At 54.6% G+C, this 12,361-nt stretch carries 9 protein-coding genes, 3 tRNA genes and 1 pseudogene; all 13 read right to left on the bottom strand.

All coding sequences use genetic code 11. The annotated features are described in order from the left end of the window. Window positions 1–27: 27 nt before the first annotated feature. Window positions 28–1,374: a helicase-related protein gene (locus ACZ9IL_RS03685; RefSeq protein ID WP_425305999.1), complete on the bottom strand. Its 1,347-nt coding sequence runs from the start codon at window positions 1,372–1,374 to the stop codon at window positions 28–30. Between the two features lie 453 nt (window positions 1,375–1,827). Next, window positions 1,828–2,427 (bottom strand): annotated as a pseudogene (locus tag ACZ9IL_RS03680) (DEAD/DEAH box helicase); the annotation flags it as partial. Window positions 2,428–2,848: 421 nt separating this feature from the next. After that, window positions 2,849–4,774 carry a hypothetical protein gene (locus ACZ9IL_RS03675; RefSeq protein WP_476002280.1) on the bottom strand — a complete coding sequence of 642 codons (1,926 nt, stop codon included), beginning with the start codon at window positions 4,772–4,774 and terminating at the stop codon, window positions 2,849–2,851. A gap of 788 nt (window positions 4,775–5,562) precedes the next feature. After that, the gene (locus tag ACZ9IL_RS03670; protein WP_335829994.1) at window positions 5,563–5,982 is read right to left on the bottom strand and encodes a DUF2787 family protein; all 420 of its coding nucleotides are present in this window, start codon (window positions 5,980–5,982) and stop codon (window positions 5,563–5,565) included. Between the two features lie 62 nt (window positions 5,983–6,044). Then, on the bottom strand, window positions 6,045–6,650 hold the full coding sequence (locus ACZ9IL_RS03665) for a hypothetical protein (protein ID WP_335829995.1): 606 nt from the start codon (window positions 6,648–6,650) through the stop codon (window positions 6,045–6,047). A 122-nt stretch (window positions 6,651–6,772) separates the two neighbouring features. After that, window positions 6,773–7,075 carry a YkvA family protein gene (locus tag ACZ9IL_RS03660; protein WP_025201450.1) on the bottom strand — a complete coding sequence of 101 codons (303 nt, stop codon included), beginning with the start codon at window positions 7,073–7,075 and terminating at the stop codon, window positions 6,773–6,775. Further along, window positions 7,068–7,424 carry a hypothetical protein gene (locus tag ACZ9IL_RS03655; RefSeq protein ID WP_476002279.1) on the bottom strand — a complete coding sequence of 119 codons (357 nt, stop codon included), beginning with the start codon at window positions 7,422–7,424 and terminating at the stop codon, window positions 7,068–7,070. The genes ACZ9IL_RS03660 and ACZ9IL_RS03655 overlap by 8 nt, the downstream gene beginning before the upstream one ends. A 147-nt stretch (window positions 7,425–7,571) precedes the next feature. Further along, entirely contained in the window at window positions 7,572–8,777 is a 1,206-nt protein-coding gene (locus ACZ9IL_RS03650; protein ID WP_342291582.1) for a tyrosine-type recombinase/integrase, read from the bottom strand. Between the two features lie 351 nt (window positions 8,778–9,128). Beyond that, window positions 9,129–9,215, bottom strand: a tRNA-Leu gene (locus tag ACZ9IL_RS03645). A 41-nt stretch (window positions 9,216–9,256) separates the two neighbouring features. Beyond that, window positions 9,257–9,330 (bottom strand) — tRNA-Cys (locus ACZ9IL_RS03640). A gap of 35 nt (window positions 9,331–9,365) precedes the next feature. Next, window positions 9,366–9,441 (bottom strand) — tRNA-Gly (locus ACZ9IL_RS03635). Between the two features lie 181 nt (window positions 9,442–9,622). Next, window positions 9,623–10,177 carry a CDP-diacylglycerol--glycerol-3-phosphate 3-phosphatidyltransferase gene (gene pgsA, locus ACZ9IL_RS03630; RefSeq protein WP_476002278.1) on the bottom strand — a complete coding sequence of 185 codons (555 nt, stop codon included), beginning with the start codon at window positions 10,175–10,177 and terminating at the stop codon, window positions 9,623–9,625. 256 nt (window positions 10,178–10,433) lie between these two features. After that, the gene (gene uvrC, locus ACZ9IL_RS03625) at window positions 10,434–12,284 is read right to left on the bottom strand and encodes an excinuclease ABC subunit UvrC (protein WP_476002277.1); all 1,851 of its coding nucleotides are present in this window, start codon (window positions 12,282–12,284) and stop codon (window positions 10,434–10,436) included. Between the last annotated feature and the right edge of the window lie 77 nt (window positions 12,285–12,361).

Below are 12,361 nucleotides of genomic sequence, written 5' to 3'. Positions count from 1 at the left end.
GCACTGATAAGATGCACTACAGATTCCTTAAATCGTCCAGCCGGCGCTGGCCCATTGCAGGTTTTCCGGAATTATGTAGCGGTTACTGACATTGGCGAGCCGTTGATTGACGGCACTTTCAGCATCTGCAAACAGCGCCTTGCAGTGCTCTGACATCGGTTTTAGCTCGGCAGGTTGCGCTGGCTGCAGCAGCCACTGCCCAATGGCTTCGGTATTCAACTGCGCGCCCCCCTCATTGACCTGAATGGTCACGAACTCCTGGCGCATACGTTTTCCCTGCAATCCTTGCCAGCGCAGCATGGCTCCAAACAGCGCTCCTTCACCTAGCTCATCTCCCTGCACCACTGCAGCCAGGCCACCAAAGTCGTAGTCACGTGCCTTGTTGAGCAGGTACTGCATGAGTGGCGAGTTGAGATCGAGCATTTGGGTATCCGGCCGATGGGCCGCTAGCTCGCGATCCAGGGTGACATCCATACGCGGTGACGCCTTGGACGACATGCCTAGCTCGCGCATCACTAGCTCCGGCAAGCGGATACGCAGCAGCTTGCTCTTGTGGGTGCGTTCGACGACGTCTATACCTAGCTGATAACACATACCCAGCACGAAGCTGAGCAGGTGTTCTTGAGTGATTTCCAGCTCATCACGCAACTCGTTAGCATCACTTCTGGCCGCATACTCGAACAGTTCACGCTGCTTGGCGATTGCTGTATGCGCTTGGTGCAGGGCTTCATCAATGCGCTCGCGAGTGCGCTCGATCCCCTGCAGTGTGGCCGCCTGCAGGATATCCTCGACATCAATGAGCTCAGCCAGTTCCCCGAGGATCTCGTCTTTCAGGCCCTCGTTGAATTCATCTTTCTGTACCACAGCCATGTCATGAACCACAGAGTCGATGCGGTCGTACAACAGGTCGATGATCTGCTGATCCATGGTGTCAGGCTGGTGGATGTTGAAGACCACTACCTTTTTCTTCTGGCCGTAGCGATAGAGGCGACCGATCCGCTGAACTAGACGCATGGGGTTCCAGGGTAGATCGAAGTTAATCATGATATGGCATTGTCGCTGCAGGTTGATACCTTCGCCACCGGCCTCGGTGGAGATCAAGAACTGGCCTTGATCCTCAAATCGGGTAATGGCCTCTCGGCGCTCAGTATGCCCCATCGAGCCATTTATAAGCTCGACTTTGTCTGCGCCGAAATGACACCGCAAGGTCTCGCACAGGTAATCTTGTGTCGTGCGGTACTCGGTGAAGATCAACACCTTTTCTACGGGGTTGGCTGCAAGAATCTTGCGGATGACCTCATCGATGAAGAGCTGGAGTTTGCGGTCGTTATGCTTGAGCTGTTCAGCTTCCTCGATCAGATCATTTAGCAGCATAATTTCCCCGGCGAAGAACTCCTTGGCGTTTGTTGCCAGCTGCTCTTCCCATTCGCCGAAGTAGCGCTCGTCGACCGGCTCATCTGTTCCATGCTCGCCGTTGAGTTTCTTTTCCAAGCGAGCCAGGCGATTGCAGAGCGCGTTGAGGATTGCCGCCGAGCTGGATGCAGCCAGCTTGCGATAGACCGTCATCACGAAGCCGATAGCGTTACCTGTGCGCCCCATCTCCACACTAGCTGCGTAGCCACGGCGTAAGTAATCCTGCAGGCCCTTATCAAAAGTCTGTGATTCCTCGCTAGCAGGCACTTTCATCGCGCGCGTGATCTTCCCTTGGAAGATGAAGTTACCCTCAGCATCGGTCACATCCGCTTTGTGGTTGCGGTAGACCATGTCATGGAGGATTTCCGGTTTGAGGTTGAGCATCAGCAGCTCGCGACGACGCTTGGGACGCAACAGTTCGAGCAAGGCGATGAACTTGTCCTGCATGCCCTGGTGAGGCGTGGCACTAAGCAGCAACATATGCTCAGTTTTTCCGCGCAGACTGGCTGCCAACGAGTAACGATCAGAACTGTCGAGCTTTTGCCCGTACTGGCGGCGACTGAGGCGATGCCCTTCATCGAAAATGATCAGGTCCCAATCCTCGGCCTGCAGCAGACTTGCCAAGTGGTCTTCCTGCTTGAAGCGATCCATGGAGCCGATCACGTGGTCATGCATCTTCCACTGACGCGGCTCGTTGATGGAGAAGTCTTCTCCGTAGATCTCGAACTCATCCAGCTTGAACTTGTCGTAGAGCTCCTCCTGCCATTGTTTGGTCAGCCCAGCTGGAGTTATCAGCAGAACCCGCTTGATCTGTCGACGCTGATGCAAGGCATGCAAGAGCATGCCGGTTTCGATGGTTTTACCGAGCCCCACGTCATCGGCAATCAGCCAGTTGAAATTGCCTGAGGCCAAGATGTGGTGAACCAAGTTGATCTGGTGTGGTAAGGGCTCGATATCCAGATGCGAGAGCGCCCCTGTGTTCTCGTTCCAGGTCTCGATGGCATGCGCGAGCATGCGCAAGCGCATGCGCTCTGCATCCAGTTCCTTGCCTGTGGCTGCTGTGATAAAGCGGTGCTTGGCGCCTTTCACTTGGCGCAGGTGCTGATAGGGCAACCAGTGCCGCTCTCCACTCTCCGGAAAATCGACCAGCACTTGCTGAGAGCCCGCCAGGATACGCTGCTGCATGATGCTGCCAATACCCAGCGAGCGCACACCTGTACCGGGAGTCGCATCCTGAACATCCATGCCGTTCTGGAAACCAGAGCCAACCAAGCTGGCGTCAACCATGCCTTGGGAGCGCTCAGGCATGAACCAACTCACCTGCAATTGGGAGCCACTGTCTCCGTGAGCCATCTTGACCATGCCGTAACGGTACTTTTCGCCGCTGGGCAGGGGTTGGCTAACCCAGCAGCCGGTAACATGGGTAAGACTTTGATCAGACATCGATTGAGATCTCCTTGCTCGTTTGCGTGGCCATTGAATACGCATCTACAGGAATGGGCTTGTCACTCGCATAGCAGCTAGGTTCCTGGGGGTGTTTGGTTTGAAACACACCGTAAGCACGTAGCTTGGTTGTCTGTTCGATCACCAGCAGATCACTAATCCCAAGGTCGCTGTACTCCTCGACAGGTAATTCATGAGGACTGCAAAAGTTGAATGGCAGACTGGCGGGTAAACAGCCAGGTAGGTTACAAATCCGAAACCAGAGGAAACGGTTGAACGAGCGGAATGCTCGACGGAGGCTAGACCTGTCGTACCAGTACTCAAACAACGATTCGATGAACTGCTCGATTTCCTCTATTTGCGGCAATGATTCAAAGGCTCGAATCAGCATCAAGGCTGTCGGCCATGACATAACATACTGTGACAAGTTGCTTGAACCGTTCCTGTCATAGGCAATCCAGTAGTAGTCATTCTCAGCCCAAAGTGCTTTCACATGAGCAGCCAGGATCAGCTCATCTGGGCTCATACCTTTGTCAATTTCTCGCTCCAATGCTAGCCGAGTGGCACCCCACCCGTTCATCACAAAAATCTGCTGAACTAAGGGAAGCATCGATAATGACCAGCCCGCTCGGCTAATCAGCTCTACTGCTTTCTGCAGAGCTCGATCTTCACGGCTAAGTCTTTCATCAAACAGCTCAGTATCAGAATCGAAGCTACCTTGGCTGTCATACACGTCGTCGGGATCAAAGGCATAAGCCGCAAATTCGTCGTCATTTTGGTCATCATGAATGTCAAGTTCATCAGCTACACCAAAATAGAGATCATCCTGCTCGACCAATATCTCATCATTGTCGAAGAAGTCATCCTCAGGCTCATAACTATCAGGCTGATTGACTTGATACCCTTCAAAAGCGAGGGCGAATTCATGTGGATCGCAAAAATCTATACCACCAACCAACTCTTGAATATGGCTATCGCTGTAGTAGCTCTCTGAACCAGAAGGCCACTGATAATCAATTATTGCTTCCTTAGGTGTCTGAGGCAGTTGAGAGATTGCTTCACAGAGAACGTCGTCCACCGTTACAGATACCTGTGTTGAGTGTGACGGGACTACTTTGAAGTGGGGGGCATGGCTCACTAAGGTCTTGGGCCCCTGCGCCGTTGACGCCACATCCACAGGCTTACATGCACGAGCTAAGGATAGGGTTTCGCGCTCATTGGCAGAAATAACTCGCGTATCCTCAGTTACTGACAATGGAACCGGCAAAATAACCGTTTCATAGACTTCGTCCCGCAAACAGGGGAAGGGGTCTAGCCCGACAAAAACACTGGCATCAGCGGTAATGTATTCCAAATCAGTAGCTGTGATCGTCTCATCATCCCTCTCTGAGACGACATCGACTTCTGGAGACAGATCAAGAAAGGCGCTCTGTTGCCTTTTCGCCAGAAAAGCCTGTTGCATCAAAGCCGCCGCCTGCTTTGGACGGCTCTGTAGTATGTAGACTCGTCCTAAGAGATCTAGAAGCTCAGGATCTTCGTTTTCAGCAAGTTCTTCTTCAAGCAACTCTTCTGCGGCAACTAGCTTTCCGGAGCTCACCAGGACGTTGACTGATTGAAGCAGTTGTTCACGGTTGCGGGTTTTGTGAGCTGGCAAATGAGCAGCCTTGTGACGATCGCATAGGCTTTTCAGCTCAAGATTTCTAATAATGTCTAGTAGATCCGGATGGTCTCGCAGAATATCGCAGGCCACAATCTTGGCCTGATCCAGTTGCCAATCATCTAGGGTCTGACCACGCGAGTACAACTCATTATCGGTTGTACGCTCCTTCAACAGATCCAGAACATGTTTTTCCGACTCTGTGCTGCCACGTTGAGCCAGCAAGTCCCTCAGGCTATGCAGCAGGTCTTCCCAATCCATCAACAACTCCAAATGACCCTTAGCCTTATGGACAATGCAAACCTCAGTCTATGGACCGCTCTTGTTATCCGTTCGAAACAGACTATGGCAATTCTGTGGTCTCCAGTAGCCAGATACCGAGCAGTGCCACACGTATTTACGTTGGCGGATGCCATATAGTATGAGCGCCCCAAACACGCTTCATACTTATGCAATGCAATGCAATGCACGATCTCGTTGCTCTAATGTGGCAATCAACGCTGCCATCCTGGCTGTCGCTACCAGATTGCTCAGACCTCAGGTTGTGACAAACACTAACTCATGATGCGAGGGAGTCCTACCTTATCACCTCATTGAGCTGATGGACATTTGCGGCCATCACACAATGAGAAGATGCTCGAACTTTCTTTGTTGTCGACGTTCAATGGACAGAGACGCTTTGGGACTGACTGCGCAACCGCCCCCTGTTGCATAAGATGATGACCACATAACTAACTGATAATTAATGTAAATCAGGCTTGGTGGAATAACGCTATTGGGGGTACACACATATCTGTCTTTCTCCCTCCCCGCCGATGACAAAAAAACAAGCCTCCCAGCCACAGGCCGGGGGATACTTGTTTTGGGGATGGTGGCTGAGAGAGACACCTGAAGCAGCCGAAGGATGGACTAACCTACTGAGCCGCTGACCGGTTTCGAGTTGGGTTAGTCCATGGCTCCTTGCCCTACATGGAAAAGTAAACACAGCAACGCCACTGCCAGTACCGAACCGCCGCTGGTTCCTGTTCCTCTCCTGTCCGGTGAGACGGTTACGCAGCCACTGAGACGGTAAACACGCCCATCTGGTAGTAACTGACGAAATTCGACTCCCACATCGTATAGAGATCCCTGGCCGACGCTGGCCCCATCTGGCCGTAACGGAGCAGGAAGTATTCTTCGCTCAAAAAGTTGAAGTCGATCTCTTTGACCAACTCCGCCATCTCCTCCGGCCCCTGATAACTAAAATCTGTCACGTAATCGAATTGCCACTGGTCTTTACGCTTTAGCAGCCGTATTTCTACTGGATGAAACCCGCCACGAACCGGGCCGTAATCCGGGTCTCGGAAGTTGAAGACCAGACTAGATTTTCCCTTCAGCACCATTCCAGATCTAACCAGTTCCTGATCCAGAATACTCATCAATGCCTGACTGACAGGCAGGGCAAAATCGCCCGCAAATGGGATCGTCATAATCACCTCAGATTGGTTGTTTGGGAGGGATCACCCTTGGACAGGTGAGCACTATGCAGGGGTTATTCGATGGTAGAAGTTACGGTACAGAGCTCATTGGTTAGCGAACCCAAGCGCTCAAGGTAATCAGGCACCAGTTCATGCAGCATCGGATTGCCGCCAGCCTTCTGGATCAACTTCAGCCCATCCGAGCGCAGAATGGCTGATAAGAATCCGGCATTGTTGGCGCTGCCCCCTTTAAACAGTCGCTTCATGACGCTGGATTTAAAGGGCTTGTCTGCGGGCAAGGAGCGCAACACATCGTCAATCGCCGACAGCGCAATCCACTCCTTGCTATGCAGACCCCCACCCTGATTGCCGGTGATTTGCAGGAACAACTCGCCACTCTCTTCATGACGACCGATGGCATAGAAAATCAGCCCTTCTGATCGGGCACTGAGTTTCTCGGCGGTATGGTTGAGCAAGGTGTGTATGGGTGCAGGGCCGCCGGGCACGGAGTCTGCGGTGTCGCCGGGTCCAGGCCTGGCCTTGTCGGCGTCAGCCGCAAGGGCTGGCGCGAGAGGCTCGGCGCAGCCGCTTGCTCCGGATGTAACAGGGCTCTCTTCGGCGGGCGTGGTGCTGGCAGGTTTACGGGTCTCTTCAACGCGGTTTTTACGGGGTCTTGTCATGATAGTTTCCTTACAACGTCGTTAGATAACCGGAGATTGCGATCTCCAGTTCATCGGTCGATGGGTCATAGATAAAGGGTCATAGAAAACGCGATAGCGTGACAGGACCGACTCCATCACTGTCACAGGGATCTCATTCGGTCCTTGGCGGATTGACGGTGGTGTGACTTAACCGGCAGTGCGGCTAATGCCGAGGTGATGACCGATAAGTCATCCAGATAACCGGCAAATGGAATAGGATCTGGTACCACGTCGAACGGGTTTACCAGATAAGCCAGCGCACCGATGATGAGCGCATAGCACCAGACCGGCAGATCGCCATCCGTGAGCAGGACATACAAGAGCACGGCCTTTTCCAGCAGCTCCTTAATCCCCTTGATCTCTTTTAACTTGCGCATGATGTCGCTATGGCTGGGATTACTCATGGTGCATCCCCTCCAGGGTGGTGATCAGCGGTGCATCTGAGTGGATCAGCAGGTAAATCCCAGCACCCTCATCGTTGAGAATGACCAGCAACAAACGCCAATCTTCGGATATGGCGAACTCTTGCTCCGGGTAACGCAAACCGAACATCACCTGATTCTGGGTATGCTGTGGCATGGCCTGGAACTCATTCACCGAGTCCGTCATCTCGATAATGACCAGACTACAACCAGTCGTGTCCCAGAATGCCCTCGCCTCCTCTACGGATGAAAAGGGCTCGATAATTTGCTCCATGACCGAGGGGTGGAGTGCCGGGTAAGCCGCGAGCAATGTATCCTCCGGCCATTCCATACAAGTTTTCATCGTGTTTCTCTCCAACAAAAAGGCCCTTAAGCTCAGATGAACTTAAGGGCCTGGGAACTGTGAAATATGGACCAACAGCCGATGTGACAGCGCTGTCTGGTTATTAATATCTGTTTATAAACAATACCTTTTCGGTCACTCCGCCTGGATCATCGACGAGAGACCTTCACTGATATTGCGACTGCGCTCAGAAGTCAGCTTTGCATACCGCTGGGAGGATTGAATGCTGGCGTGGGCCAGTTGCGCCTTGACGTCATACAGGCTGTATTGACCGGAAGAGACCAAGGCACTGGCGACCGAATGGCGAGCCGTATGGAAGCAGACCTCATCAAGGTTTTCGATACCGGCTTTCTGCAACACCCTCTCATAGGCGCACCTTGGTTCACCGATGGGCTTGCCCTGACAGCGAATATGCTGGCTCGCGAATACATAGGGATTACCGGCTATTCTGGGGAGCTTCTCCAGAATATCGATAGCCAATGTGCTCAGGTAAATGATCCGGCTCTTGCCATTCTTGGTCAGGGGTACGAACAGCGTCTTATCCTCCCAGTTCACATGTTCCCATTTAGCGAGTAACACCTCTGATTTTCTTGCCCCCGTCAGATAGAGCATCGCGATGAAACTGCCTGCGGCTTGATTGCGATCCTGCAATGCCACCTCAATGACCCGTTTCATCTCTTCAATCGATAGGAAACGCGTTCTGGCATTGTCCTCCTTCAACAGCTTGATCTTGGCCGCCTCGTTGGTTTCCAGAATGCCCCAGCGCACCGCATAGCTGCCCATGGTCTTTAACTGGGCCAACACCCGGTTGGCGGTACTCGGTGCGTAGGCGGTCTGCTGAGGGTTGTTGGGGTGAACCATTTCCGATTGCAACTGCAGGACATCCATCGCCTTGAGTTGCCGGTAACGCATGGCACCAAAGCGTGGTTCTATGTTGTGTTTAAACCGCTGAATGTCGCTGTTGATCGACCGTTTACCGATGGTCTTGAGGTGCGGCAAAAAGGTCTGCCAGAAGAACTCCGAAAGGGTGGGCTCAGTTTTGTAGCTATCCCGCTCTGCTACCGGGTCGATGCCTTCTGCCAACATCGCCTTGTACTTGCGGGCAATGGTCCTGGCTTGGCTCACATCGATATCGCCGAATCGTCCCAAAGCAATGCTGCGCTTCTTGCCCTGGAGGGTATAGCGCAGTAGGAAACGCTTACTGCCTTGGCTTTTTCCTGACAAGAGTTTTAAGCCGATGACCTCTGTATCGGAGAACTCCAGTTCAGTAGCGCCAGCCTCTCGTTGTTGTGCGGGCAAAGCCTTGATGGCTGCATTGGTAAAGCGAAATTTGGTCTGCATAGATACCTCCGATGATGGGTTAGATCATGGGATTAATATCTGTTTCAAAGGGGATTCAATGCGGGTTTAGGAGGGGGTGAAGAGAAAGGGGGAACTGTGAGCGGCACTTGTCTCAGCACCAGAGACAGACCCCGGAAAGGTCCGGAGCAGTGGCCGACCAAACATCCTTGGCTATGTTGGAAGACTGGGCAGATTGTTTGCAACGAGTAGCAGGAAGTAGTAAGTCGCTTAGACAAGAAATGGACAAGAAAGGAAAAGTTGGAGAGAAATCTTGGAGAGAGTTAAAAACAAAAACGACGCAATAAAGCGTCGTATCTGTTTAATCTGAAAGGCTTTTTTCTTTAATCTTAATGGTGCCCGAGGCCGGAATCGAACCGGCACGACGCGAACGTCGAGGGATTTTAAATCCCTTGTGTCTACCGATTTCACCACTCGGGCACCGCAATCGGTATCAAGTCCGCGCGGCGGGCTTGTCAATATGGAGGCACGTTCCGGAGTCGAACCGGACTAAACGGATTTGCAATCCGCTGCATAACCGCTTTGCTAACGCGCCATGCAAAAGAGAGTTGGCTCTCGATTGTCTGAATTTGGAGCGGGAAACGAGACTCGAACTCGCGACCCCGACCTTGGCAAGGTCGTGCTCTACCAACTGAGCTATTCCCGCATCGGTCTGGCTGACTGCCTGACTACGAGAACGCATTCTAGCGATGTTCCTCGCTCAGTCAACCAAAAACATTTAATACGCTGATCGTTCGGGCATTTTTTGCCCTTCTCTCACACTTTTGCCACTCATGGCCGTTTCCCACCCCCAATGGCAAGGAAACGGCGATCTCCCCCTGGGCAGGCTAGAAACGGGAATGATAGGTCAGATCGCCCCAGGCGGCCTTCATGTATTGGAACATGGACCAGAAGGTGAGCACGGTCGCCACATAGAGCAGCACGTAGGCGAGCCACACCATCCAGATGTCGTACTGCCAGATGAGGCCGGTGAGCGACACCATCTGGATCATGGTCTTCCACTTGCCAATCCAGCTGACCGCGACCGAGGAACGCTTGCCAAGCTCGGCCATCCACTCACGCAGGGCGGAGATGATGATCTCGCGGCCAATCATGGTCATGGCGGGGATGGTGACCCAGACGGTGTTGTAGTGCTCGACAATGACCACCAGGGCAGCGGCCACCATGATCTTGTCGGCGACCGGATCGAGGAAGGCACCGAAGGCGGTGGACTGGTTCAACTTGCGGGCAAGATAGCCATCGAACCAGTCGGTCGCCGCCGCCAGGATGAAGACGACGGCGGCCGCCACATAGGACCACTGATAGGGAAGATAGAACAGGATGACGAAGACGGGGATGAGCAAAATCCGAAAAAACGTCAGCAGGTTAGGAATATTTGTCATTATTTTCAGCCACTTCTTGTATGCCGCTACATGGTAGCCCCACACCGATCACCGATGCAACCGGACAGGTGCCCGCCTTGGTCTATGAATCCATCAATAACCTCAGGATGGCGGTTATTATGGCATTGGCGGGCCCCCTGCGTCACGGCCCTTGTACATCGACAGAGTGAGTTTCCCCGCCAGAGCTAGCGCAGCACAGCGTGGATGGCGTGAGCCACTGGATACCCGTGCCCTGAGCAGAAGCCGTTGATCCAGGTTAGAGCGAGTGCAGGGCATCGTGAATGGACTGGGCCAGCTCCTGGCTGATGCCGGGCACCTTGGCAAGCTCGTCCACCCCCGCCTTCTTCACCTCCTGCAGACCGCCGAGGTATTTGAGCAGAGCCTGGCGGCGCTTGGGACCTACCCCAGGAATATCCTCCAGGGTACTGGTGGTGCGGGCCTTGGCGCGACGGGCGCGGTGGCCGGTGATGGCAAAACGGTGAGATTCATCGCGAATGTGCTGAATAAGGTGCAAAGCGGGCATATCTGCCGGCAAGTGCAACTCTTCGTGGCTATCCCCCAGGATCAGGGTTTCCAGCCCCGCCTTGCGGGTCACCCCCTTGGCGATGCCCACCAGCAGCGGGTATTTGCCGCCGAGAAACTCCAGCTGACGGGCTAGGATCTCCTCTGCCCGGCGCAGCTGGCCAAGTCCACCGTCGATAAACAGCACATCCGGCACCTTGTCCGGCTCCTGCAGTTTGCCAAAGCGGCGCTCCAGCGCCTGCTCCATGGCGGCGTAGTCATCACCGCCGGTGATGCCGTCAATGTTGAAGCGACGATATTCGGAGCTGAGCGGCCCCTCCCGGTTGAACACCACGCAGGAGGCGACGGTACGCTCCCCCATGGTGTGGGAGATATCGAAACACTCCATGCGGGCGATGGGAGTCTCCAGCTCCAGCAGCTCTTCCAGCTGATTGAAGCGGGCCTGGGTGGTGCTCTTGTGCGCGAGGCGCGAGCGCAGCGCCGTCTGCGCATTGATGGAGGCCAGCTTGATGAAGCGGGCGCGCTCGGCGCGGGTACGGCTCTGTACCCTCACCTTGTAACCCGCGGTCTGGCTCAGGGTCTGTGCGATGACCTCCTCGTCCTCCAGCGCCACGTCCAGCAGCACCTCGCTCGGGATCTGCCGGCCGCCCTGCCCCGACAGATAGAATTGCAGCAGGAAGGATTGCACCACCTCCTCTTGCGGCGTATCGCTCGGCACCTTGGGGAAATAGCTGCGCGAACCCAGCACCTTGCCCTGGCGGATGAACAGCACGTGGATGCACGCCGTCCCCTGCTCGAACGCCACCCCCACCACGTCGAGCTCGTCCAGCACATTGCCGCTCACCGACTGCTGCTCGGTCACCCGGCGCAACGCCTGGATCTGATCCCGGTAGCGGGCCGCCTCCTCGAAGCGCAGATCGCCGCTGGCGGACTCCATCTTGCCCACCAGTTCGCTTATCACCTGCTGGTTCTTGCCCGCTAGGAACAGCTTGGCCAGCTCCACCTGCTGGGCGTATTCCGCCTCGCTCACCAGGCCGGCGACACAGGGGCCGGCGCAGCGCTTGAGCTGATAGAGCAAACAGGGGCGGCTGCGGTTGGCATAAACGGCGTCCTCGCACTGGCGCACCGGGAAGATCTTCTGCATCAGGTGCAGACTCTCGCGCACCGCACCGCCGGAGGGATAAGGGCCGAAATAATCCCCTCTTATCTTGCGGGCGCCGCGATGGACGCCGATACGGGGATGGCGATGGCCGGTGATGACTATCCAGGGGTAGGACTTGTCGTCGCGCAGCAGCACGTTGTAGCGCGGCTGGTACTGCTTGATGAGGTTGTGCTCGAGGATCAGCGCCTCGGTCTCGGTGTGGGTCACCGTCACCTGAATGTCGGCGATCTGGCGCACCAGGGTACGGGTCTTGATGCTGTCGACGTTGGTGCGAAAGTAGGAGGCGAGCCGCTTCTTGAGATCCTTGGCCTTGCCCACGTAGATGCAAGTGCCGCCCTGATCATACATGCGATAGACGCCGCTCTGGTGCGTCACGGCGCCAAGAAACGCCTTGCTGTCGAAGAGAGGTTCAGATGCGGTCATGATGTTCCCCACCAGAGACACAGATGTGCAGAATCAGGGCACTTGGCAAGGCCTTGCTATCGAAAGGAAACTCAAAG

It is taken from the genome of Aeromonas sp. TECH754 (assembly GCF_056279295.1).
This window is presented reverse-complemented; position numbering and strand designations above follow the sequence as displayed.

Excerpts from the sequence above, each read along its gene's own strand:
- ACZ9IL_RS03650 (WP_342291582.1), bottom strand. The coding sequence starts at position 8,777 with ATGCAGACCAAATTTCGCTTTACCAATGCAGCCATCAAGGCTTTGCCC.
- ACZ9IL_RS03655 (WP_476002279.1), bottom strand. The coding sequence starts at position 7,424 with ATGGAATGGCCGGAGGATACATTGCTCGCGGCTTACCCGGCACTCCAC.
- pgsA (WP_476002278.1), bottom strand. The coding sequence starts at position 10,177 with ATGACAAATATTCCTAACCTGCTGACGTTTTTTCGGATTTTGCTCATC.
- uvrC (WP_476002277.1), bottom strand. The coding sequence starts at position 12,284 with ATGACCGCATCTGAACCTCTCTTCGACAGCAAGGCGTTTCTTGGCGCC.
- ACZ9IL_RS03685 (WP_425305999.1), bottom strand. The coding sequence starts at position 1,374 with ATGCTGCTAAATGATCTGATCGAGGAAGCTGAACAGCTCAAGCATAAC.
- ACZ9IL_RS03665 (WP_335829995.1), bottom strand. The coding sequence starts at position 6,650 with ATGACAAGACCCCGTAAAAACCGCGTTGAAGAGACCCGTAAACCTGCC.
- ACZ9IL_RS03670 (WP_335829994.1), bottom strand. The coding sequence starts at position 5,982 with ATGACGATCCCATTTGCGGGCGATTTTGCCCTGCCTGTCAGTCAGGCA.
- ACZ9IL_RS03660 (WP_025201450.1), bottom strand. The coding sequence starts at position 7,075 with ATGAGTAATCCCAGCCATAGCGACATCATGCGCAAGTTAAAAGAGATC.
- ACZ9IL_RS03675 (WP_476002280.1), bottom strand. The coding sequence starts at position 4,774 with ATGGATTGGGAAGACCTGCTGCATAGCCTGAGGGACTTGCTGGCTCAA.